Annotated in this window: 22 protein-coding genes; 15 read left to right on the forward strand and 7 right to left on the reverse strand. The window is 40.6% G+C overall.

Features of this window, described 5'->3' with window-relative positions:
* Nucleotides 1-72: 72 nt before the first annotated feature.
* Both LVD17_RS09405 and LVD17_RS09410 read left to right on the forward strand, forming a co-directional pair.
* Complete coding sequence (locus tag LVD17_RS09405) at nucleotides 73-1,809, forward strand: ABC transporter ATP-binding protein (protein WP_233766317.1); 1,737 nt, start codon at nucleotides 73-75, stop codon at nucleotides 1,807-1,809.
* A gap of 180 nt (nucleotides 1,810-1,989) precedes the next feature.
* The gene (locus tag LVD17_RS09410) at nucleotides 1,990-2,715 is read left to right on the forward strand and encodes a hypothetical protein (protein ID WP_233766319.1); all 726 of its coding nucleotides are present in this window, start codon (nucleotides 1,990-1,992) and stop codon (nucleotides 2,713-2,715) included.
* 4 nt (nucleotides 2,716-2,719) lie between these two features.
* Here LVD17_RS09410 and gldB read toward each other — a convergent pair whose 3' ends face one another.
* Entirely contained in the window at nucleotides 2,720-3,739 is a 1,020-nt protein-coding gene (gldB, locus tag LVD17_RS09415; RefSeq protein ID WP_233766320.1) for a gliding motility lipoprotein GldB, read from the reverse strand.
* Nucleotides 3,740-3,815: 76 nt separating this feature from the next.
* On the opposite strand from gldB, the gene LVD17_RS09420 reads away from it, so the two are divergent.
* From LVD17_RS09420 to LVD17_RS09430, 3 genes are read left to right on the forward strand one after another with little or no spacing between them, the layout of a single operon-like run.
* The gene (locus LVD17_RS09420) at nucleotides 3,816-4,445 is read left to right on the forward strand and encodes a porin family protein (RefSeq protein WP_233766322.1); all 630 of its coding nucleotides are present in this window, start codon (nucleotides 3,816-3,818) and stop codon (nucleotides 4,443-4,445) included.
* Between the two features lie 46 nt (nucleotides 4,446-4,491).
* Nucleotides 4,492-5,484 carry a carbon-nitrogen hydrolase family protein gene (locus tag LVD17_RS09425; RefSeq protein WP_233766323.1) on the forward strand — a complete coding sequence of 331 codons (993 nt, stop codon included), beginning with the start codon at nucleotides 4,492-4,494 and terminating at the stop codon, nucleotides 5,482-5,484.
* Entirely contained in the window at nucleotides 5,481-6,791 is a 1,311-nt protein-coding gene (locus LVD17_RS09430) for an HTTM domain-containing protein (RefSeq protein WP_233766324.1), read from the forward strand. The genes LVD17_RS09425 and LVD17_RS09430 overlap by 4 nt, the downstream gene beginning before the upstream one ends.
* 118 nt (nucleotides 6,792-6,909) lie before the next feature.
* Here the strand turns inward: LVD17_RS09430 and LVD17_RS09435 are convergent, their stop codons facing one another.
* The 3 genes from LVD17_RS09435 to LVD17_RS09445 form a co-directional block, all read right to left on the reverse strand.
* Nucleotides 6,910-7,233 (reverse strand): hypothetical protein, encoded by a 324-nt coding sequence (locus LVD17_RS09435; RefSeq protein ID WP_233766325.1) that lies wholly within the window; start codon nucleotides 7,231-7,233, stop codon nucleotides 6,910-6,912.
* Nucleotides 7,234-7,430: 197 nt separating this feature from the next.
* Nucleotides 7,431-8,435, reverse strand: a complete 1,005-nt coding sequence (locus LVD17_RS09440) for an alpha/beta hydrolase (protein WP_233766326.1) — start codon at nucleotides 8,433-8,435, stop codon at nucleotides 7,431-7,433.
* A 37-nt stretch (nucleotides 8,436-8,472) separates the two neighbouring features.
* Nucleotides 8,473-9,126, reverse strand: a complete 654-nt coding sequence (locus LVD17_RS09445) for a YciI family protein (protein ID WP_233766327.1) — start codon at nucleotides 9,124-9,126, stop codon at nucleotides 8,473-8,475.
* Nucleotides 9,127-9,300: 174 nt separating this feature from the next.
* Here LVD17_RS09445 and LVD17_RS09450 point away from each other — a divergent pair, with 174 nt between their 5' ends.
* Entirely contained in the window at nucleotides 9,301-9,483 is a 183-nt protein-coding gene (locus LVD17_RS09450; RefSeq protein ID WP_155176672.1) for a hypothetical protein, read from the forward strand.
* A gap of 2 nt (nucleotides 9,484-9,485) precedes the next feature.
* On the opposite strand, the gene LVD17_RS09455 is transcribed toward LVD17_RS09450, so the two are convergent.
* Together LVD17_RS09455 and LVD17_RS09460 are read right to left on the reverse strand one after the other, a co-directional pair.
* Complete coding sequence (locus tag LVD17_RS09455; RefSeq protein ID WP_233766328.1) at nucleotides 9,486-10,571, reverse strand: aminotransferase class V-fold PLP-dependent enzyme; 1,086 nt, start codon at nucleotides 10,569-10,571, stop codon at nucleotides 9,486-9,488.
* Between the two features lie 140 nt (nucleotides 10,572-10,711).
* Nucleotides 10,712-11,623, reverse strand: coding sequence for a hypothetical protein (locus LVD17_RS09460; protein WP_233766329.1), 912 nt, complete (start codon nucleotides 11,621-11,623; stop codon nucleotides 10,712-10,714).
* Nucleotides 11,624-11,746: 123 nt separating this feature from the next.
* Between LVD17_RS09460 and LVD17_RS09465 the strand changes: the two genes are divergently transcribed.
* The 3 genes from LVD17_RS09465 (at nucleotide 11,747) to LVD17_RS09475 (ending at nucleotide 14,337) form a co-directional block, all read left to right on the forward strand.
* Entirely contained in the window at nucleotides 11,747-13,279 is a 1,533-nt protein-coding gene (locus LVD17_RS09465; RefSeq protein ID WP_233766331.1) for an ArnT family glycosyltransferase, read from the forward strand.
* On the forward strand, nucleotides 13,280-13,996 hold the full coding sequence (locus LVD17_RS09470) for a glycosyltransferase family 2 protein (protein ID WP_233766333.1): 717 nt from the start codon (nucleotides 13,280-13,282) through the stop codon (nucleotides 13,994-13,996).
* A 65-nt stretch (nucleotides 13,997-14,061) separates the two neighbouring features.
* On the forward strand, nucleotides 14,062-14,337 hold the full coding sequence (locus LVD17_RS09475; protein ID WP_233766334.1) for a hypothetical protein: 276 nt from the start codon (nucleotides 14,062-14,064) through the stop codon (nucleotides 14,335-14,337).
* Here LVD17_RS09475 and LVD17_RS09480 read toward each other — a convergent pair.
* A complete protein-coding gene (locus tag LVD17_RS09480; protein ID WP_233766335.1) occupies nucleotides 14,334-14,726 on the reverse strand; it encodes a VOC family protein in 393 nt (130 codons plus the stop codon). The genes LVD17_RS09475 and LVD17_RS09480 overlap by 4 nt on opposite strands.
* Nucleotides 14,727-14,969: 243 nt before the next feature.
* Here LVD17_RS09480 and LVD17_RS09485 point away from each other — a divergent pair, with 243 nt between their 5' ends.
* The 6 genes from LVD17_RS09485 to LVD17_RS09510 all read left to right on the forward strand — a co-directional run bounded on the left by LVD17_RS09485 (nucleotide 14,970) and on the right by LVD17_RS09510 (nucleotide 21,521).
* A complete protein-coding gene (locus tag LVD17_RS09485) occupies nucleotides 14,970-16,709 on the forward strand; it encodes a chloride channel protein (RefSeq protein WP_233766336.1) in 1,740 nt (579 codons plus the stop codon).
* 680 nt (nucleotides 16,710-17,389) lie between these two features.
* On the forward strand, nucleotides 17,390-17,866 hold the full coding sequence (locus tag LVD17_RS09490) for a TlpA family protein disulfide reductase (protein ID WP_233766337.1): 477 nt from the start codon (nucleotides 17,390-17,392) through the stop codon (nucleotides 17,864-17,866).
* Between the two features lie 13 nt (nucleotides 17,867-17,879).
* Nucleotides 17,880-18,491: a thioredoxin family protein gene (locus LVD17_RS09495; protein ID WP_233766338.1), complete on the forward strand. Its 612-nt coding sequence runs from the start codon at nucleotides 17,880-17,882 to the stop codon at nucleotides 18,489-18,491.
* A gap of 92 nt (nucleotides 18,492-18,583) precedes the next feature.
* Entirely contained in the window at nucleotides 18,584-19,099 is a 516-nt protein-coding gene (locus LVD17_RS09500) for a DinB family protein (protein ID WP_233766339.1), read from the forward strand.
* A gap of 23 nt (nucleotides 19,100-19,122) precedes the next feature.
* Nucleotides 19,123-20,424: a D-alanyl-D-alanine carboxypeptidase/D-alanyl-D-alanine-endopeptidase gene (locus LVD17_RS09505; protein WP_233766340.1), complete on the forward strand. Its 1,302-nt coding sequence runs from the start codon at nucleotides 19,123-19,125 to the stop codon at nucleotides 20,422-20,424.
* 11 nt (nucleotides 20,425-20,435) lie between these two features.
* Nucleotides 20,436-21,521 carry a glycoside hydrolase family 3 protein gene (locus LVD17_RS09510; RefSeq protein ID WP_233766341.1) on the forward strand — a complete coding sequence of 362 codons (1,086 nt, stop codon included), beginning with the start codon at nucleotides 20,436-20,438 and terminating at the stop codon, nucleotides 21,519-21,521.
* The last annotated feature ends 10 nt before the right edge of the window (nucleotides 21,522-21,531 follow it).

Below are 21,531 nucleotides of genomic sequence, written 5' to 3' on the forward strand. Positions count from 1 at the left end.
CTGAGTAAATAGGCAAACAAATTCCTCTAATTACGTTAGTAGAAAAGTCAAACTAACTACCCAATCATATTCATGAGCAAATCGAAAGTTACCATAGCCCACGTTTTTAAAACTATCGTGTGGCCACGAAGAAAGCATGTACTTATCGGCCTGGTCCTGATTGTAATCAGCAGGCTGGCAGGGCTTATTTTGCCTGGGGCCAGTAAATACCTTATGGATGAGGTTATTCCCAATAATGATATGCAAATGCTGAAAATGCTCCTTTTGGCTGTTGCGGGAGCGGTACTCATACAGGCTGTTACCTCCTTTGCATTGACCCAAATATTGAGTGTAGAGGCACAAAATCTGATTGCAAAGCTCAGGGCCAAGGTTCAGCGGCATATTATTAAACTGCCTATTCGATTTTTTGACAATACCAAGACCGGAGAGTTGGTATCTCGTATAATGACCGATGTAGAGGGCGTAAGGAATATTGTGGGGACAGGTCTTGCCCAGCTGTTTGGTGGAATCCTTACTTCTGCTATATGCCTGGTTTTGCTAATTAGTATCAGCCCCATGATGACGTTGTACGTACTGGTACCCGTAGCTATCTTCGGGGTTATTTCCTTGAAAGCTTTTGGCTACATCAGGCCGATCTTCAGAGAGCGGGGAGTAATCAACGCGGAAGTAACAGGTCGATTAACTGAAACGCTTGGAGGTGTTCGCGTAATCAAAGGGTTTAATGCTGAGGAGCAGGAGATAAAAACCTTTGAAGCCGGAGTTAACAAACTTTTTCTGAATGTTAAAAAAAGTCTTACCTCTACCAGTCTTGTGACCAGCTCGGCCACATTTTTACTGGGTCTCGCTTCCACCGGTATTATGGGTATTGGCGGATACATGATCATGAATAATGATCTTTCTTTTGGAGATTTTCTGGCCTTTACATTATATCTCGGTTTTATGATCGCCCCTATTGTGCAGATGAGCAATATAGGAAGCCAGCTCACCGAAGCTTTTGCCGGGCTTGATCGAACTGAAGAGATCCTGAACACTCCACTTGAAGATGATGAAGTTTCTCGCACCGAGCGGGTTGACCACATAAAGGGAGAGATTGTTTTTAACAACGTGTCCTTTGCTTATGAAGAGGGCAAGGAGGTGATCAGCAATATAAATTTTAAAGCCCCGTCTGGTTCAGTGACTGCCCTTGTAGGTACATCAGGCTCTGGTAAAACCACTATTGCCGGATTGGCTGCATCCTTTCTTACACCTTTGGGAGGTATGGTTACTGTAGATGGTGTTGATTTAAGTAAGGTTAAACTGGAGAGTTTTAGAAGCCAGTTGGGAGTGGTTTTGCAAAACGATTTTTTATTTGAAGGCTCGATTCGTGATAATATCCTTTTTCCCCGTCCGAATGCAACCGAAGATCAATTGTTAAATGCCGTAAAGGCCGCTCACGTTGATGAGTTTACGGATAGATTTGAGCATGGATTGGATACCCTTATTGGTGAACGGGGTGTAAAGCTCTCCGGCGGCCAGCAACAGCGCATTGCCATTGCACGGGCTATATTGGCAGACCCAAGGGTACTGATACTTGACGAAGCAACATCAAACCTTGATATGGAAAGTGAGGCTTACATACAGGAAAGTTTAAAAGACCTGATGCAGGGCCGCACCACCTTTGTGATTGCCCACCGACTGAGCACCATCAGACAGGCGGACCAAATACTTGTTATTGAAAAAGGTGAGATAGTAGAACAAGGTAAGCACGATGAGTTGATCGCCAAAGAGGGCAGATACCATCAACTTTATACCTATCAGGCAAGGATCTAAGAAAAATTATTAGCTGCCGGTCGCCTGCCGGCAGCCCATTTCTGTCTCCGGAAAACTTTTTTTGCATGATCTTTCTTTCTTCCCCGAAGTCTTTGTTATTGAAGAGGGGCTTAATAATCCGGAAAGGAGATTTTCTAATTTATCTAAATAATTGCCATCTTGTAAGGCAACTTCAATTGTATGCTTAAAAAATCAATTATTCTGTTATCCGTTCTTGCCATTGTGGGCTTTATACTCTACAAATGGTATGATGAGCCACTGCCAGAAGGCAATGAAGGCCCTGTGGCTGAGCAATTGGCTGATAAAATGCTGGCAGCAGTTAACTATGATGCCTGGGATAGTACAGTAGCTGTCAAATGGTCGTTTTATAGAGGCCATGATTTTATATGGGATAAAAGCAGGAACCTTGTTGAGGTGAAATGGGACAATATGCGGGTATTGTTAAATACCACAGATCAATCGGGAAAAGCGTATGAGAAGGAAACGCTGTTGTCCGGAAAAGAGGCGAAAAATGCATTGCAAACGGCATGGGAGTACTTTGCCAATGACTCGTTCTGGCTGGCTGCTCCTTTCAAAGTTAAAGACCCCGGCACTAAAAGGAGTATTGTAAAAACAGAGCATGGCGATGCATTGCTTGTACAATATACTTCCGGAGGAGTTACACCCGGAGACAGCTACTTGTGGTTTCTCAACGAGGAGGGGCTGCCTGTAGCATGGAAGCTTTGGGTAAAAATAATACCACTCGGAGGTATGAGGTTTAGCTGGGACGGTTGGCAAACTTATCCGACCGGAGCCCGTATTTCCTCATTTCACCATGGTGTGGTAAATGTGGAAATATCAGACGTTGATCTGGCCATGAGCGCTGCCGAACTTAATAAAGGTCAGGATCCCTTCAAAGAAATGTAAAACTTTATCTCCGCTCAGGCCGGTAGCCGGAATCGTCAAAGATTTTTCTGGCGTTAGGCTCCTGCATTAGTCCCTGCATCGTTATGCCTTCATTTTCTTCCATATACTGTCTAACGATCTGCCACCCTAGCCAGGTTGCGATCCGCCCCGGAGCCTTCTCCCCAATTTCAAAGGTTTTGGGTCGCTCGTCTATATATTTCTTTTTGACCATGTGATTGGTTTCGTAAAGCAGCTGATTTTCAAGAAAATGCGCCCAGATAATGTCCTGATTTTCCTTTGCTCCTTCAATTTCTTCATTGGAATACCAAATCAGCACACTGTCTGGCGTGCATGGCATCATGTGTTTCGCAAAATAGAAAGACTTGCCATAGCCTATCATATCTGCAAGTATGGTTTTGTCAGAAACATCCGTTTTGTTGAACATCGGTGATATCCCATAGAGTAGCATGATGGATGGGGTAATATATTGAGGCCTGTACCTTTCCAGCATATAGCTGTAGAGGCCCAGTGGTCTGTATTTTGCACTGTCGCCAAGGTAATAATCAAGGCCAATAATGATCAGTGAATCCGAAACAAAAAGATCGTGATCCAGCCCTGTGGCAACGGTTTGTATTTTAGGAGCCTCAAAATCAGGGTAGTAATATTTTAAGTTGGTGAATGCCGTTGTGATATCCGCCTTCAGGGCACTTAAATCACCAAATACCCTGTCTATTTCGCTTTTCAAAGTATCTATATGCGGATTTTTAAATCTTTTAAATAGCGCTTCCATCATTATTGAGTCATCCGGGTACTGGTTTCTTTTAAGAAAAATCTCCGTTACAACCGGATTATCCTTTAAAAAAACCCTGAGCTCTGTTTTGCTTTCCACACTTAGAAGATCACCTTCCAGCCGCTCTATTTCTATGTTTATTTTTATGTCACTTATATCAGGTTGGTAGACGCATTCGTTACTGTTATTACCACACGATGACAGGTATAGGATGAAAAATGCAGGTATTAATAATAGACAAAGGCTTTTTTTCATGATCAAACTATTCGCTTAATTTGTCGTTAATGATTTCAACTATTGAACATGCTAAATAACTAAAAATTATACATTGATGAGAAAATTTCTGTTACTGATCATATTCATGTTTGTTGCTTCCACTGGCTTTTCCCAGTTTAAGCTTGGCTTCAAATTTAGCCCAACTATTTCAACAAACAGAATAGATTCCAAATCAGATACAGTTTCATTGAGTACCGATGGGGCTGGCCTACGCTTTGTGGCGGGTCCTATAGCCGATTTTCAGCTTACCGAGAATTATTTTGTAAGTACGGGATTGTTGTTGGTCTCCAAAAGAGCAGGCCTAAAAGCAAAGCAGCCATTGGGTACAGAGGTTGAGGAGTATTCGCTGCAATACATTCAAATACCTGTTACACTGAAGCTTTTTACCAATGAAGTGGCCCTGGATAAGAGAATATATTTCCAGATGGGTGCTACTATGGAGGTAAATGTAAAAGATGATCCAAAAAAGGACCGGTACTATTATGTAGAGGACTTTAAGCTTTTTGATTCGTCATTACTGATTGGCGTTGGCCTTGAATACAAAGTAGGGGTGAATACCATTGTATTTGGTGGCTTTTCTTACAGTAGGGGCTTGCTGAACACTGTAGGTGACCATGTAAGGCTGGATGATGACATCACATTGAAGAATGATTACCTTGCCCTGGACCTGGGCATTAAATTTTGATGAAGAATAACAATTATTTAATCAGCCATCCGGATACCCTTTCTGGATGGCTTTTTTTATCTTCACCCGGTTAAGCAACACCAACACTGCTATTGTTGAAAATATGACCTTGCAAAAAGTAGGCATCGCACAATATGCCGCTCACCACCTTGATCTTGAGAAGAGCCTGAAGCGCCTGGAGCAGATCGTGGATCAGGCCTCGGCGGAAAAAATTAAACTGCTTGTATTTGGAGAAACATGGCTGTCAGGCTATCCGGTCTGGCTTGACCATTGCCCTGAAATAGCCAAATGGAACAATGCAGCTACCAAAGAAGCTTACCTTAAGCTAAGGCAAAGCAGCATCGAAGTACCCGGTAAAGAAACCGGACAAATCGCTGCTCTGGCTCAAAAGCATGGAATGGCCATTGTAATTGGAGTCAATGAGATAATTAGAAAGGGCAGGGCCAGTGGTACAGTTTACAACACGCTGCTGACCTTTGATGAAAAAGGCAGGTTGGCCAATCACCATAGAAAACTTGTGCCGACATATACTGAGCGAATGATCTACGGCCCGGGTGACGGACATGGGCTACAGGTAGCAGAGACATCTGTTGGGAAGGTGGGTGCTTTAGTGTGCTGGGAGCACTGGATGCCTCTGACACGTCAGGCATTGCACGATGAGGCTGAAGATATTCACATTGCAGCATGGCCTACCGTACATGACAAACACCTTATTGCGAGCAGACAGTATGCCTTTGAGGGCCGTTGCTTTGTGCTGGCTGCCGGTCAGATAATGAAGGCTTTCGAATTTCCTCCGGAACTAACCCTGCCCACGGAGCTAGCCAATGACCCGGATAAACTTGTGCTTAACGGAGGAAGCTGCATCATAGACCCACGTGGAGAGTATATAACACCTCCATTATACGATAAAGAAGGCCTGGTGGCGGCTGAAATAGATCTCTCCGACCGCATTAAGGAACAAATGACACTGGATGTGAGCGGCCATTATCAACGGCCAGATGTTTTTGATTTTCAGGTTAACAAAGCAAGAAAGGTATGACGCTTACGCAAAAGTTATTTCGTCCGGTTGATAATAGTCCGCTTATCCTTTTCAGAATAGTGTTTGGACTATTGATCTTTTTAGAAGCCTGGGGAGCTATTCTTACCGGTTGGGTCCGAAGGGCTTTTATCGAACCGCAATATACATTTCCCTTTATTGACTTTTCATGGCTACAGCCCCTGTCTGGCTATGGAATGTATATTTACTATATCATTATGGGTATAGCCGGTTTAATGGTCATGTTTGGGTTTTACTACCGGCTGGGCATTGGCACCTATGCCATTATGTGGTCAGGCGTATATTTCATGCAAAAGACCAACTACAACAACCATTATTATCTTCTGGTATTGATGTGTATGTTGATGTGCCTTGTTCCGGCGCACCGCTATGCCTCAATAGATGCCAAACGGCATCCGGAGAAAAAAAGCCTTACCTGTCCCCAGTGGTGTCTATGGTTATTTGCGATTCAAACTACTATCGTATATATCTATGCTTCGGTGGCCAAGATGTACCCGGATTGGATAGCTGCCAAACCCATTAGCATTTGGTTTGACTATAAAAGCGATTACTTCCTCGTAGGCCCACTTCTGACCAAAGACTGGTTTCAACACACCATAGCATACGGAGGTATAATGTTTGACCTTTTAATCGCCCCGGGCCTGATTTGGAAGAGAACCAGAAAATATGCCTTTATTGCCTCCATATTTTTTCACCTGTTCAACTCAATTATTTTCCAGGTTGGAGTATTTCCATATATGGGTATAGCCCTCGGTGTGTTTTTCTTTGAACCTGAAGTTATCAGAAGAATTTTCTTCAAAAGAAAATCCATACCTGAATATCTCAATACCTATAAACCAAGAATCGCGTGGGTTTATATAGTGGGGATATATTTTGTAATGCAAATCCTACTGCCATTGCGCCACTGGCTGTACCCTGGCAATGTACACTGGACAGAGGAGGGGCACAGGCTTTCCTGGCACATGATGCTCAGGGTTAAATCTGGTTATGTTTTTTTTAAGGTGGCAGACCCAAAAACCGGCCGGGAATGGAAAGTAAACCCGAATAAATACCTGACCTATAAGCAATCTAAAGCTATAGCAAGCCGACCGGACATGTGCTGGCAGTTTGTACAGATATTAAAGGAAGATTATGCTGCCAAAGGCTATCCGGAAGTAGCTATCTACGCGGTGGGCAAAGTAAGTTTGAATGGCAGGGAACAACAGCCGCTTTATGATGAAAGTGTAGATCTGGCAAAAGTTGAGTGGAAACGATTTGGGCATTCAGATTGGCTACTCGACCTGAAGTAAAGAGAATAACTTCGTAAGATCATAAAGAAAGAGGCCTGATCAAAACCACAAGTTTTATTTTGATATCCCGGGGTTTTGAAGAGGCCTCTTCTTGCGAAAAGTGTTACTTTAGAGGATATTATCCATCAATTTCATCGCCTTCAGCGCTGAACTTTTTCTTTTCAGTAACTCCCTGAGGGCTTGTGAAGTGTACTTCATAAACCGTTTTTCTTGTTTTTGGGTCAGTTACCTTATATACTTTAGAAGCTTTCCAGTCAGCATAATCAGAAGAGATTGCCTCAGAAACAGGAGATGGAACTTCAGTCATTCTGATCTCAACTTTCTCATCCTGCTTTTGCTCCATTTTATCTTGCTGTTCTACTTGTGCTACGGCAGATGTACTGAATGCTGCAGTTCCAGCGATGATCATTGAAGCAGCTATGGTTCTAATTAACGTTTTCATATTTGTTTACTATTTAATTGGTTGGTTAAAATTTAAAATTGTTTGATAAACTACTCTTTCAGAACCGTGCCAGAGCTGCATACTAAACTTAATATTCTGATTTACAGCCAATTAAAAGTATTAGAGATAAAGACATTAATTTTAAAATTGTAGAATTTTCCTACAAGTCGTTGGGGTGTGGGGCGGAATATATCACACTATTCAACAGTATCTACAGACTTTAGCTTCAGCACCTCCTCAATGTATCTAAAAGTTTCCTGTCTGACAGACTCCAGATCTTCTGAGGTAAGGTATGATCCTATCACGTGATGATTGACATTTGGAAAAGCTACTTTTCTTTTTAGAGATTCAGGGGTCCCGAGCTGGTCATACATCTCCAGCATTGCGGGTACTAATACCGTATGATCCTGTGCGCTGTCATTTTTATAATAATATCCTAAAAATACTGGCTGAGTTACCGAAGCGAAAGTTTCTTCATTCATTGTCTCCTCAATAAGCTCTTCCAGATGTGTAAGGGCTTCTAACCTGTATCCATTGGTCCAATACTTCTCTCTTTCAGGGTCAATCTCCCAACGGTTATAATTACTGCCTTTTACGAGCCTGGCTAGTTGCAATCCCCAGGGTTCGTCCAACAGCCAGGAGTTAGGGTCGTAGATTTTTATGTTTGGTGAGTAGAGCAGTAGCCCGGCAATGTCAGCGTCATCCTCTGCAAGGTAAAGTGCAAAGGTGCCACCTGTGGAGGTAGCCAGTATAATTAGTTTCTCGCCAAGCTGTTTGCCAATGGCTATGGCTTCCTTGGCGGAATTCATAAGCTTTTCGGCGGTAAGGTCAATCATTGGTTCCTCATCGGCAACACCATGCCCGTAGAGCCGGGGCAGATACAAGTTGCAGCCATAGCGCCTGGCGATCTCCAGATGTAGTGGCGCACCTTCGCCCTGGCTTGCAGAAAAGCCGTGGAGGTATACGATGCTGTAAGGTGTTTTTTGATAGGCAGAGTCCGCCCAGATTATGCGGGATTCATTGTCCGGCTTTATGTTCGGAGTTTCCTCCTCATGTTTTTGTATTTGCTTTTCAAGACTGTGCAGGTCATTGGCAACTTCCGGCAACTCTTTATTAAATTGAGGAGACTCTACCTTTGGTCCCAGAAAGTACACAGCACATATTAACAAGACAATTACCAAAGACCACTTGATTGTTTTCATTTCAAAGCATGATTATAAATAAAAGAAGCTTACCTGACTAACTTTCACAAAAAGAGCCCTGTCCTACCCATATTGTTTTGATTTCAGGTTGAAGGATACCATTTTTTACTGCGGGATCAGACATTATCACCTCCGGCTCAACCTCTCCTTTCATGATCAGAATACTCCCGTCATCATTGTCAAACACACCTTCAGAGATCACATTGCCGGTTTTAGTTATGTTGTTAAGATATTGGTCATGCTTGAGAAACCACTCAGGAGCTTGCTGTACGTTAAACTTAGTAATATGTGTTTGATACCTGATGAAGGTATAAAAGACCATTTTAACATCTTCATTCACCTTACAAACCCCACCTGACCGGGGAGTCCATGGAAGAATCTCTATTTTGTATCTGTTCGCTTTTATAGCCGGGTCAGTATATATCCACTCCCTGGCTTTCGTAATATCGTTGGTATTCAATATGAAGATACCTCCGCCTCCTTCAAACGGCCCAGCAACAGTCAACTTGTCTTCGGCTGCAAGGCGCTGGATATTGGCCATGTGCCTCTTTTGTAAGCTGTCAACGGCTTGTTCAGATAGTACTTCTTTGTCTGGGTTACTGTTCAGAAAAACGAACATGTATTTCTTTTCCTGCGCATAGGATGTCAATGTAAAGCAGACCAAAACAAGTAGCAATATCAATCTATTCATTATCAGGTTAATTATGTAGAAGAAACACCCCGCATATGGTAAAAGCTATACCTAATTTAGCTATTAAAACCGCGAACTTTTACAAAATAAAGGCAATTTTATTGCTTTTCACGCCATATTCCGGTAAAGGAACGAAAATTGATCGCTAAAAATCACATCAACAAGAATTATATCATGATCAAGACATTGGCTATCATACTTGTAATAGCAGGAATCATTGGCTTGGTATTAGGTGTTTTGGGTATTTTTGGGAGCAACCTCGTTGCTCTCAGTCCTTGGGCACTCGCCATTTTGGGCCTCATCTTTTTTTCTTCCGGTATAGGCCTGTTAAAAAGGGAAAGCGGGGAAACCCAATAACATCAAAGTTCCAATATTCTATCTATTAGGAGGTTCACTTCCTGTTCGCTATTATACACATGCGGGGCCACTCTTACTGCGTCTCCCCGAACAGATACATGAATATTGTCACGGGCCGTAAGCTCCTTTAACCTGTTGGTATCAAGCCCTTTTGTAGCCCTGATGCCGAATAGGTGCTGAGCCCTGTACTGATCATCCTCTACGGTATACGCAGTTCCTTTCAACCGGGCAAGTGCATCTCTGGTGATGTTATGGCAATAGTTCTGAATATTTTCAGGGCCCCAGTCATTGATCTGCCGCAGCGCTTGCAGCATCATGGGCACCAGGATAAAATTGCTATGTTCCCCAACCTCGTACCTCAAAGCTCCGGGTTGGTAATCATCCTGATAATTTACCAGTCCTGCAAAATCTTCGCTCTTTGCGCGGTTAATCCAGTTTTCTTCAAGAGGATCGCCATTATCAAAGGCTTCTCCGTAATACGCCATGCCGATGGAGTAAGGTCCGAATAGCCATTTATAGCCAGCGCAGATCAAAGCATCGGGCTGAATTTCTCCAGTGTTAAAAGGAAGTGCACCCACAGATTGAGTGCCATCTATGATCAGTAATGCACCAACTTCACGGGTTTTTTTCCTTATAGCTTTCAAGTCATATAAAGTGCCGTCCGCCCAGTGTACATGCGCCATGGCCACAAGTTTGGTGTTTTCATCAATGGAAGCTATTATTTTCTCATTCCATGCCTCGCCTCTTCCTTCTGTTAGTTTTGGAGCATGTATGGTTCGTAATTCTGCCCCTGCTTTGTCGGTAAGACTTTTCCATGGATAATAGTTACTTGGGAACTGTTCCCCCATCACTATGATGTTCTGATTCTTTTCTAACTGCACATTTTTGGCTACAGTGGAGGTTCCGTAAGAAACAGAGGGGATAATTACAATACGGTTATATTCGGTTGTACCTATAAGTTTTCCAAATTCTTTTCTGAGTAATTCGGTATCTTTAAAGAAATCAGATGGAGATATGGATGTAGGGTTGCTCTTTCCGCGGATACCTTTGATGCCTGCTTCTTCCACACTCTTCAATAGAGGTGACATATATGCACAGTTCAGGTAAATATGATCTTTTGGGAGAGAAAATAGCTCAGATTGGTTTTTTAGCATAGTGTAACAATTATTCGTTCGTATCTTCTAAAATAAACGAAACGTAAGAATAATTAGAAGGGTTGAAAAAGTATCTATTTCAGGTTCAGGGCATCACGAAGATATTTGTCCGATACACTGTTTTTTGACCAGTAGTCGATATGCAAAGTTTTGTCAAGCGTGGCGGAAGTAGTTAGCTCCTTACCTCCCATTCCGCTGTAAGTTTCTTCCCAGGACTGTATCTGGTAGGGAAAGTTCTTATCAAAAGTAATAGACAAGCTCCTCTCAGGATATTTAACCTGATAGGTAATTTGTTCGGCTTCTTCATTTAATGTAGCTGTTGCCAGCAGGGGTTTAAGGTTTTTATGCATAAGACGTGTGTGGAAAAGCCCGGGAATGATCTTTATTTCGCCAATCGGCAGTGCTTTATAATTTAGGCGTATCTGGTTCCATAGCTCATCCTCAAGCAGGGCAGCTTCTATTGACAATTCCTGGTCACCTTCTTTTTCAAAATATGAAAATGACTTAAGGGCATACTTCCTGCGCTCCAGGTTCATTTGGCTATACACCTGCCCACACCACTCCTGGCTGGACATCGTCACCTTAAGCGTTTTGGGTTGGTTGTAGCTGTCAACAGGCGTAAAGGAGGACAGCATCATAGAATAAGGATAAATACCTGTAGTAAACTTTTTGGTGAAATTCAGTTTCATTACTGTTATCTTGTCATCTCCGGCCTGTTCCGGGTTATCCAGTTTTACCTGTTTGGATTTGGAGAATGGTTCTGTTACAAAAATCAGTACGGCTTTTCCGTCATGGATTTCTCCATACCTCGATTGTTTTAAAATATATGAAGCTACCTCAGCTTTTCCTGAATACCAGTAATTGCTAAACTGTTCATTTTCATACGGTTTCTCTGCGTGCTCTAATGTAACAGAATCCGTAGACTGACTGCAGCTAAGCCCTGATGAAAGCACGGTGAGACTTATTATGTATAATACGATTTTCATGATCTAAGTGTTTTTTCAGAGCAGAAATATGCACTATAAAGGTCATTATAAAATAAGTTTACAGGAAGTCGTATCCTTTACATTTTTATAAATTTCTATATTTACCGTTTCTAATAAAAACATATGTCTCAGCAAAAAATAAAAAAGGACATTGGCTCAAGAAGGTTTTTATATCTTGCCATACTGGCTGTTTCCTTCATTGTGGCTTATGTCTATACCTTCGATTCTAAACTTGCTCTATTGGGTGATAATGCCAACTACTACATATTAGGCAAGTCGCTGTCGTTGGGCAAGGGCTATACCGATATTAACTATGTTAAACAAACATCAAATAACCATTATCCTCCGGGTTACCCTGCTATTATAAGTGTCGTGTTATTATTTACAAAAGCCATCACCCCTTTAAAAATACTTAACGGTATATTTTTTATGATGGGTGTTTGGGTTCTCTACAAGTTAGTAAATAAGATCACGGACAATGAGGTTTTTGCCTTCATTGTAACCTTTTTGACACTCATCAATTCCCATCTGCTTTGGTATTCATCTGTTATGATGTCTGAAATACCATTTTTCTTTTTTAGCATTCTGTCGCTTTGGGCATTTATGAAAATAGATTATGAGAAAAGATCGTGGAGAAATCCTTATTTGATTTTATGTATTACAACACTAATCATATCTTATTATATACGTTCACTGGGCGTTGCCCTACTGGGGGGCTATTTTTTATTTTTTATTTTTCATAAAAGGTGGAAATCTATCTTGGTATTCTCTATTTCCTTTGCGGCAGGAGTTTTGCCATGGTTTATTCGTAGTCAAAAGTTAGGTGGGGGCTCTTATATGAGACAGCTTGGCATGATTAATCCCTATCAGCCTGCATTAGGGCAGGCAGATTTTGGTGATTTTGTTAATAGGTTCTTTAATAATTTTTCAAGGTATGTTACCTTGGAAATCCCGAGCGCCATTTTTCCCTTAAAACAGGTACAGTATGGGGGATCATATAATAGTTCAGAGTGGTTTTTAGGCTTGTTTATAGTTGTTTTGTTCTTTTACGGAGTTTTCATGCTGCCAAAGTTTCGCTGGTTGATTCTCGGGTACATCTTAGGTACGTTAGCCATCTTAATGATATGGCCTGATGTGTGGATCGGGGTGAGGTTTATTGTGCCGGTAGTTCCATTATTTATTCTCGGATTCATGTATGGGTTGTACAACATTATGTTGCAATTCCGTAAATGGCTTTCGCTAAAAAAAATGGTGTCGCCTTACTGGTTATTACTTTTGGCAGTGCTTTATGTGAAACCCCTTAAAGCCATTCATGATCAGGCAAAAACCCCTTATTCCACGGCGTGGCGCAACTATTTTGAAGTAGCAAAATGGGCAGATAGAAATCTGGAGGAAAATGTGTTGATAAGCTGTGGGAAACCCTCCTTGTTTTACCTTTATGCCGATACTTATACAAGAAGGTTTAAATTTGCACAGGATCCCAAAGAGCAGCTTAAGGACTTGGAAAAATATAAAGTTGATTACATTGTCATTGATCAGGTTTATGGCAATACCATTAGGTATTTGCTACCTGTAGTTCGACAATATCCGGAGCGCTTTGAGCAGGTTTATCATTTAAAAAATCCGGATACCTTCCTTCTTAAATTTAAGCGATAGATGATCATAACTAAATTATCTGTAATTATTCCGGTATACAATGAAGGCAGAACTATTCATAAAATACTTGATAAAGTAAGGGAAGTCAGCCTGATATATGATATAAAAAAAGAGGTGGTAATTGTCAATGATGCTTCTACTGATGACAGTGAAGCAAAAATCCGTGAGTACATGAGTGCTAACCTTGGACTTGATATACAATACTATGCTCAGGAAAGAAATATGGGAAAGGGCGCTGCGCTTCATCGTGGAATAAAGGAGGCTACCGGCGAATATCTCATTATACAGGATGCAGATTTGGAGTATGATCCTGATGAGTATAACCTTTTGCTGAAGCCGATTGTTAATGGTGTTGCTGATGTAGTTTATGGCAGCCGTTTTCTTGGAGGAAATCCTCATAGGATCTTATTCTTTTGGCATTCTATTGGTAATAAAATCTTAACGTTTCTCTCCAATATGTTTACTAACTTGAACCTCACTGATATGGAGACCTGTTATAAGCTGATCGAAACAAAGACAGCCCAGGGTTTAAAGTTGAAGGAAAGACGGTTTGGGTTTGAGCCTGAGGTGACGGCCCGGCTCGCAAAGGTGAAAGGTATACGCATTTATGAAGTAGGTATTTCTTATTATGGACGTACCTATGCAGAGGGTAAAAAAATCAATTGGAGAGATGGATTTAGAGCAATTTATTGTATATTCAGATATAACCTGTTTTAGCCGTATGAAAGTGGTTACTTATTCATTATAAGTGTTATTAATATTACACATTTTAGAGCGTCAGGATGATAGAAGCGAAAATATACCGTGGCATTGAATATGTTCGGATAAGTGAGTTACCGGAAGACCAAAAAACGTCTATTAAAAACTGGTTGAATATCGATGTGGTTATTAAAATTCAGACAGAATCGATACTAATGTCGGATTGTATTCTTTTTAAAGATTATGAATTCTGGTTTAAAAAAATCTTCACAAAGGCGGTGGCTGCCGAAGAGGCTAACGCAGTAACATCAGAATTTAAAACAAAGAAAAAACCAGTGGGTGGATTAGCATTCGACTAACCCCAAACGCCCTCAGGAACAAATTCCAGCACATTTCCTTCGTGATCATTAAAGTAAAAAGACTCCTGGCCGCTTTTCCATACCAGTTTGTCTATGATCTCTATATTTAGTGCTTTGATTTTTTCCTTTACAGTTTCATAGTTTTCTCTGCTGACCTCAAAAGCGTAGTGCTGATTACCTTCTGCATAATGTGGTGGCGGAGAATCTTTATATTTACTATCGTCCGGATTAAAGCAAAGCAAAACGGACGAACCTGCTCTAAAAAAAACGTGTCTGCCACGATCGTAATGAATTACTTCCAGACCAAGCTTATTGTGATAAAAATCTCTGGCAGCTTCCAGGTCTTTGATATACAGGCATGTTTCCTTAATCTTGATGATTTCCTCCATAGGAGCTATTAAACATTTGTTAATAATTCTTTTTATAACATTAGAAACTTGTTGTAAGTTACTTTTATTCTTCTTTTCTTTTGAATACAAGGTCCCATATCATCATATTTCTAAAACTAACTGAAATTAACAAGGTGAAGGGCTTCCCTTTAAAGCTATTATTCTAACTTTGCGCACAATTAACTTGATACTAAAGCTATAGTGAAAATTGACGGCCTGCTGGTAAAGTTTCTCATATGGCGCGTGAAGCACGTCAGTAACAAGAACTTTGTCCTTTTTCTGGCAGGAATAATTGGGTTAATATCCGGTAGTGCAGCCGTTATTCTCAAAGAGAGTGTTCACTTTATACAGAATCAACTTATTAGTGAGTTTGCCATAGAAAATGGGAATTACTATTACCTTGGATTTCCGTTAGTAGGTATTCTAATTACTGTAGTTATATCGAGATTTTTGCTTCGGGAAAACCTTGGACATGGCATCACACAAATTCTATATGATATAGCGAAAAATTCAGCCCTGATCAAACGATCCAAAATGTTCTCACGAATGGTTACCAGTGCTATAACTGTGGGTTTTGGCGGATCCGTTGGACTGGAAGCTCCGATTGTGGTTACAGGCTCTGCCATTGGGTCTAATGTGGGGCGGGCAATGCATCTTAACTATAAGAAAAGAACCATTTTGATTGGGTGTGGAGCTGCAGGAGCAATCTCAGCCATATTCAACTCTCCTATTGCAGGCGTTATATTTAGTATGGAAGTTATCCTGGCTGATGTAACTATTGCAATGTTTATTCCCCTGCTCATTGCTTCTGTTACCGGAGCCCTTGTTTCCCTGAGCCTTTTGGGTGATGATGTATTGTTTTCGTTTAAACTCGTAGATAGCTTTACGGCTTCTGATACACCTTACTACATATTATTGGGTATTTTCTGTGGTTTGGTTTCCGTGTATTTTACCAGAATGACCTATAAAGTTGAAGGGCTTATTGCAAAGGTTCAAAACAGATTTGGGAGAGCCTTGGTAGGAGGGATATTATTGGGCTTCGTGATTTTTCTTTTCCCTCCAATGTATGGTGAGGGGTATAACACCATAAAGTTATTATTGGCCAACAGAGAACTTGAAATTCTAAATACCAGTCCCTTTTTTGCCGAAATAGATAATATTTATATTGTCTTTGGATTCATTTTCGGTGTTATCCTTATGAAACCAATAGCCTCAGCCTTAACAATTGGTTCTGGGGGTAGTGGGGGTATATTTGCACCGTCACTGTTTCTTGGAGGAGTTACAGGATTTATGTTTGCCACTGTATTGAATGTTATTACATGGGGTGATGCGGACGTAAGCACCAGTAACTTTACTCTTGTGGGTATGTGTGGCGTAATGAGTGGTGTATTATATGCTCCGCTTACAGCTATATTCCTTATTGCTGAGATTACCAGTGGCTATGAACTGTTTGTGCCATTAATGCTTGTATCTGCGATTTCATTTAGTACTTCATCTTTTTTTGAAAAGCACTCTCTTTATACTAAGCACCTTATCGAGAGAGGGGATCTGATCCAATACGACAAGGACAGACAGGTACTAAGCCAGATTGACCTGCTCAAGATTATTGAAAAGGACCTTTATACTATTCAGCCAGAAGCAACCCTGGAGCAGCTGGTTAACTTGGTGAAAATATCGAAGCGCAACATCTTTCCTGTAGTGAATGAAAAACAGGAGCTGGTTGGAGTTGTAACACTCGATGATATCAGAAATATAATGTTTGACAGAGGAAAACAGAAGGACACACAGGTGAAACACTATATGCACAGCCCACCTGCGTTTATATCCTCTCACGAAAATATGCAATCTGTAATGAGCAAGTTTGAGATTTCAGGAGCGTGGAATTTACCCGTAATTGATCATGGAAAGTATGTTGGATTTTTATCAAAATCAAGAATTTTCAACACCTATAGAAAGAAACTCATCCGCCACAATAGAGAATGACAAGTGGTGATGACCTTACATTTTATTTCTCATCTATATAAAATTTTGATTTTCATGAATTAACCCTTGTATAATTCATGTAATTGGTTAATTTCGCATCCCCCGCTTTGTAATGGCGAAGTTGTCCACAAAGCTTACATTAAAATTTATGGCCATAAATCATTGATTTACTGCGTTTTATGGAGTGAAAACAATAAGGTGTGGATAACTTTGTTGTTTTGTGGATAAGTTTTCATTGATTTTATTGATTCTTTATTTTGTTAAATCTTCACCCCTCTTTTTGGCTTAAACCCTGTAACAAACTTAAATTTATTACGCTAAACATACACAGATACTGTGCAGGTATTGGGAATTTTTACTTAACTCCAGTCAGCCATTCGTGCTCCTTAATCCCAATCTTGTGAGAGACACTCTGTGTTAATACATGTTTAACGCAATATTATTGCAATGTAAAGCGCAGTTTGTTTAACATTATAACGCCAAAAGTGAAAATCTTGAAATAGTGCAATAATTATCCTTTCTACTTGCTTTTGTTAAAAGAGGACAAGTGAGTATAAATTTCTAAATTGTAGCGATTGGCTCAGCACATAAGGGCAACCGCGGGCAACCGGAATAATTGAAATCACGTATTTTATTTCACCATTCTATATGTGCAGTCGAGAAATAAACTATTTTTATATATGAAAAAGAATTATCCCCTACTTCTTCTTTTGGTTTTAATTAACACCTCCATTTTTGCACAAAAAGCAGAGGTGGTAAAATTTGAAAGACTTGATGCCATAATAAATCAGGAAAGTGAGAAAGTCACGGTCATCAACTTTTGGGCTACATGGTGTGGTCCTTGTGTAAAAGAGCTGCCTTACTTTAAAGAGCTGGCTGCTCAGAACCCACATGTCAACGTATATCTTGTAAGCCTGGATTATGTGGAAAAGTTGGATCGTGTGAATACTTTTATTGAAAGGAAAGGACTAAAATCCCCCGTTCTTCTTTTGGATGAAATGGACTATAATTCATGGATAGACAAGGTAGATGAGAGTTGGTCCGGAGCTATTCCAGCCACACTGTTGATCAATACAGCTACCGGGAAAAGAAAATTTGTTGAAAAGGAACTTAAAGAAGGAGAACTTCAGGAGTTAATTAAAGGATTGTCAAACTAAACCATTATATATCATGCTAAAGTTGAAATTACTTTCATTATTACTGTTTGTGGTGCTTTTTGCAGGCACTAAAGTCAATTCCGGCTATCAGGTCGGAGATACGGTTAAAGACTTTGAGCTTAAAAATGTTGATGGAGAAATGCTCGCCTTATCTGACTTTGAGGATGAGCAAGGTGTGATTCTTATATTTGATTGTAACACATGCCCATATTCTCAGGCTTATCTTGATAGAATTAAAGAGCTGCACGCTAACTTCAAACCGAAAGGCTACCCGGTAGTGGCCATTAACCCAAATGATCCGGGAAGGTCACCGGGAGATTCTTTCGACAAAATGGTAAAGTATGCAGAAGAGAACAGCTACAAACATGACTATCTACAGGATGAAGACCAAACTGTTGCCAAAGCCTTTGGAGCTAGTAATACTCCTCATGTATTTGTTTTAAAAAATGATGGAGGAGAATTTAAAGTAGCCTATATAGGGGCTATTGACAATAACACCAAAGATGCAGCGGCGGCGGATAAGAAATATGTAGAAGATGCTGTTAATGCTCTGCTGAGTGGCAAAGTACCGGTAACCAACAAAACAAAAGCTATAGGCTGCACCATTAAGTGGAAAGAGGCATAAGCCTGTCAGAGAATATTTAAGACTAAAGGTCCGCTAAAGAAACAAAACGTTTACATTTGGCGGACCTTTTGTTAACCCTAAAACAATTGAAAATGGCCAGACCTGATTTATTATCTATCCCTCCATTTTACAGAAAATATGTAGAAAGTGTTGAGGAAGAAGATTTAATCCCTGCTTTAATCAATAGCGGCAACCTTACCATAGATTTGATTAAATCTATTCCTGAGGCTTCGGGAGACTATCGCTATGCCTTGGGTAAGTGGAGTGTAAAGGAAGTGCTCGTGCATATGATTGATGCAGAACGTATTTTTGCGTACCGTGCTTTAAGGTTTGGGAGAAATGACAAAACAGAACTTCCAGGATTTGAAGAAAATGACTATGCTATCGCGTCAAATGCAGGTGCCCGTAAACTTTACAAAATTCTTGAGGAATATAACAATGTACGTGCTGCTACAATTGACCTGTTCGGCAGCCTCGATGAAGAGGCTTTGGCAAGAACCGGCTTTGCCAATGGTACTGAAATAACAGTTAGTGGCATTGGTTTTGTAATAGCCGGCCATGAAACCCATCATAGAAATGTATTAAACGAACGCTACTTTTCAAAGTAGTTGAGGTTTTGTAATTTGCCCCTATGAAATTCAACCTCATTCTGGCAGTCATTCTATTAATGGCTGCCTTTTCCTGTTCATCGATTAAAGGAAGAAAGGAAATTTTAAACTCAGTAAGGGCTTTTGAAACGAGGTATCAACACCATTCTGGCTTAGTGATATATGACATTGAAAAAGATAAATTTCTCTTGGATTACCACGGAGATAAATACTTTATTCCGGCCTCCAATACGAAAATACTTACACTTTTTGCCTCTTTAAAGATTCTTGGAGATTCTGTTCCAGGTCTGTATTATATCGAGCATGGAGATTCTTTGATTTTTTGGGGTTCAGGAGATCCGTCCTTGTTAAATAAGGATCTACCGGCAAGTAGAGTGTACGATTTTTTAAAAAACACCAAAAAACAGCTTTACTTTTCCTCGTCCAACTATTACAATGATCACTTTGGTCCGGGCTGGGCCTGGGATGATTACCTCTATTCTTTTTCAGCAGAGAAATCGCCATTGCCCCTATATGGAAACCTGTTTACTGTAAGTAAAGCAAAACAAGACAGCCACCTTAACCTGGAACAACCATTTTTTAAACAATTCTTCTGGCTGGGTGATACTGTAACGACAGAAACTATATTGGTTCGGGATGTTAGTTCAAATAACACCTTTTACTTCCCATCCTATTCAGAAAAGGAATTTAAGGAGCAACTACCGTTTCACTATAGTGATTATCTTCTGGTATCTGCCCTGTCCGATACGTTAAACCGAAACGTTAGTCTTATAAACCACCCCTTGCCAGAGAACTACCACACAATAAGTAGTATCCCTGTTGATTCGGCCTATAAAGTAATGATGCAGGAAAGCGACAACTTTATTGCAGAACAACTGATGCTTATAAACGCGGGCATAGTTACTGATTCGCTAAAAACAGAAAATGCTATAGATTATGCTATGACTCATTACCTGTCAGACATGCCCGACGAACCGGTATGGGTTGATGCTTCAGGGCTCTCCCGCTATAACCTTTTTACACCTCGTTCTATGGTTTGGGTATGGCATGAAATATACAAAAGTATTCCTTCCGACCGGCTATTTGCAATACTTTCTGTGGGAGGACAATCTGGTACACTTAAAAAATACTATAAAAATGCCACTCCATATATATTTGGAAAGACGGGCACGTTAAGTAATAACCATAACATCAGTGGATATTTGCGCACAAAAAAGGGTAAGCTTTATATTTTTGCCTTCATGAATAACAACTACCCAATCAAAGCTGCTGTTGTTAAAAAAGAAATGGAGCAGATCTTGCGGAAGGTCTACCAAAACAACTAACAAACTTTAATATGAAGAAATCTCTTTTAATTATAGCCTTTATATCTTGTGTCCTTATTCAGGTAAAATCACAAACTTTGGATAGCCTGGATTTTAAAATTGGGCAAATGCTGATTGTAGGATATCCGAAACAAGATATTAAACCTTCCGAACAAACGATCAGCGACATTGCCAAAGGTAGGATCGGAGGTATTATCCTATTTGAGAAAAACATAAACCCATCCAACTCCTATATTAAATTGAAGCAACTTACCTGGAGTCTTCAGGCGAAAGCACCTGTTCCCTTGTTTATAGCTATTGATCAGGAAGGCGGCAGAGTTAACAGGCTGAAGGAAAAATATGATTTTCCAAGAAGCGTATCGGCACAATATCTCGGAGGGGTAGCTAATGCTGACAGCACACGCTTTTATGCTGAAATTACCGCATCAACCTTAGCCGGATTAGGTTTCAATGTGAATTTTGCTCCTGTGGTAGATTTATCGACCTATAAGGAAAATCCCGTAATAGCGAAAATAGAGAGAGCCTACAGTGATAACCCCGATAGCGTGGCGCATCATGCTGCAGAAGTTATTGATGCTCATAGGAGATATGGGGTTATTTCAGTGCTTAAACACTTTCCCGGCCATGGCAGCTCGCATGCTGATACTCATCTGGGAATAGCCGATGTAACAGATTACTGGCAGCAGAAGGAGCTTGTGCCATATCAGAATCTGCTGGAAAAGGGTAAGGTTGATGCTATTATGACTGCACATATTGTTAATAAGAGACTGGATAAAGACGGGAACCCGGGTACGCTTTCCAGGGCTATAATGACCGGGCTTCTGAGAGATAGTCTAAATTATGATGGCGTTATCTTCTCAGACGACATGCAGATGCATGCCATAACCAAACATTATGGCTTGGAGAAAGCCATCAAACTGTCTATTAAGGCCGGAGTGGATGTCCTGATGTTTAGTAACAATATCCAGGGGAGTGAAAACCGAACAGTTGATGCCGTTCACAGGATTATCAAGAGTTTGGTGGAAAAAGGAGAGATCACTGAGGAGCGGATAGACCAGTCATATGACAGAATAGTTAAACTTAAATCAAAATTATAAGAACCCGTTT

The sequence above is a fragment of the Fulvivirga ulvae genome, assembly GCF_021389975.1.
GTDB lineage: Bacteria > Bacteroidota > Bacteroidia > Cytophagales > Cyclobacteriaceae > Fulvivirga > Fulvivirga ulvae.

What these genes read in the sequence shown, in the direction of transcription:
- LVD17_RS09405 (WP_233766317.1), top strand. Translation starts at nt 73, where the DNA reads ATGAGCAAATCGAAAGTTACCATAGCCCACGTTTTTAAAACTATCGTG.
- LVD17_RS09410 (WP_233766319.1), top strand. Translation starts at nt 1,990, where the DNA reads ATGCTTAAAAAATCAATTATTCTGTTATCCGTTCTTGCCATTGTGGGC.
- gldB (WP_233766320.1), bottom strand. Translation starts at nt 3,739, where the DNA reads ATGAAAAAAAGCCTTTGTCTATTATTAATACCTGCATTTTTCATCCTA.
- LVD17_RS09420 (WP_233766322.1), top strand. Translation starts at nt 3,816, where the DNA reads ATGAGAAAATTTCTGTTACTGATCATATTCATGTTTGTTGCTTCCACT.
- LVD17_RS09425 (WP_233766323.1), top strand. Translation starts at nt 4,492, where the DNA reads ATGGCTTTTTTTATCTTCACCCGGTTAAGCAACACCAACACTGCTATT.
- LVD17_RS09430 (WP_233766324.1), top strand. Translation starts at nt 5,481, where the DNA reads ATGACGCTTACGCAAAAGTTATTTCGTCCGGTTGATAATAGTCCGCTT.
- LVD17_RS09435 (WP_233766325.1), bottom strand. Translation starts at nt 7,233, where the DNA reads ATGAAAACGTTAATTAGAACCATAGCTGCTTCAATGATCATCGCTGGA.
- LVD17_RS09440 (WP_233766326.1), bottom strand. Translation starts at nt 8,435, where the DNA reads ATGAAAACAATCAAGTGGTCTTTGGTAATTGTCTTGTTAATATGTGCT.
- LVD17_RS09445 (WP_233766327.1), bottom strand. Translation starts at nt 9,126, where the DNA reads ATGAATAGATTGATATTGCTACTTGTTTTGGTCTGCTTTACATTGACA.
- LVD17_RS09450 (WP_155176672.1), top strand. Translation starts at nt 9,301, where the DNA reads ATGATCAAGACATTGGCTATCATACTTGTAATAGCAGGAATCATTGGC.
- LVD17_RS09455 (WP_233766328.1), bottom strand. Translation starts at nt 10,571, where the DNA reads ATGTCACCTCTATTGAAGAGTGTGGAAGAAGCAGGCATCAAAGGTATC.
- LVD17_RS09460 (WP_233766329.1), bottom strand. Translation starts at nt 11,623, where the DNA reads ATGAAAATCGTATTATACATAATAAGTCTCACCGTGCTTTCATCAGGG.
- LVD17_RS09465 (WP_233766331.1), top strand. Translation starts at nt 11,747, where the DNA reads ATGTCTCAGCAAAAAATAAAAAAGGACATTGGCTCAAGAAGGTTTTTA.
- LVD17_RS09470 (WP_233766333.1), top strand. Translation starts at nt 13,280, where the DNA reads ATGATCATAACTAAATTATCTGTAATTATTCCGGTATACAATGAAGGC.
- LVD17_RS09475 (WP_233766334.1), top strand. Translation starts at nt 14,062, where the DNA reads ATGATAGAAGCGAAAATATACCGTGGCATTGAATATGTTCGGATAAGT.
- LVD17_RS09480 (WP_233766335.1), bottom strand. Translation starts at nt 14,726, where the DNA reads ATGGAGGAAATCATCAAGATTAAGGAAACATGCCTGTATATCAAAGAC.
- LVD17_RS09490 (WP_233766337.1), top strand. Translation starts at nt 17,390, where the DNA reads ATGAAAAAGAATTATCCCCTACTTCTTCTTTTGGTTTTAATTAACACC.
- LVD17_RS09495 (WP_233766338.1), top strand. Translation starts at nt 17,880, where the DNA reads ATGCTAAAGTTGAAATTACTTTCATTATTACTGTTTGTGGTGCTTTTT.
- LVD17_RS09500 (WP_233766339.1), top strand. Translation starts at nt 18,584, where the DNA reads ATGGCCAGACCTGATTTATTATCTATCCCTCCATTTTACAGAAAATAT.
- LVD17_RS09505 (WP_233766340.1), top strand. Translation starts at nt 19,123, where the DNA reads ATGAAATTCAACCTCATTCTGGCAGTCATTCTATTAATGGCTGCCTTT.
- LVD17_RS09510 (WP_233766341.1), top strand. Translation starts at nt 20,436, where the DNA reads ATGAAGAAATCTCTTTTAATTATAGCCTTTATATCTTGTGTCCTTATT.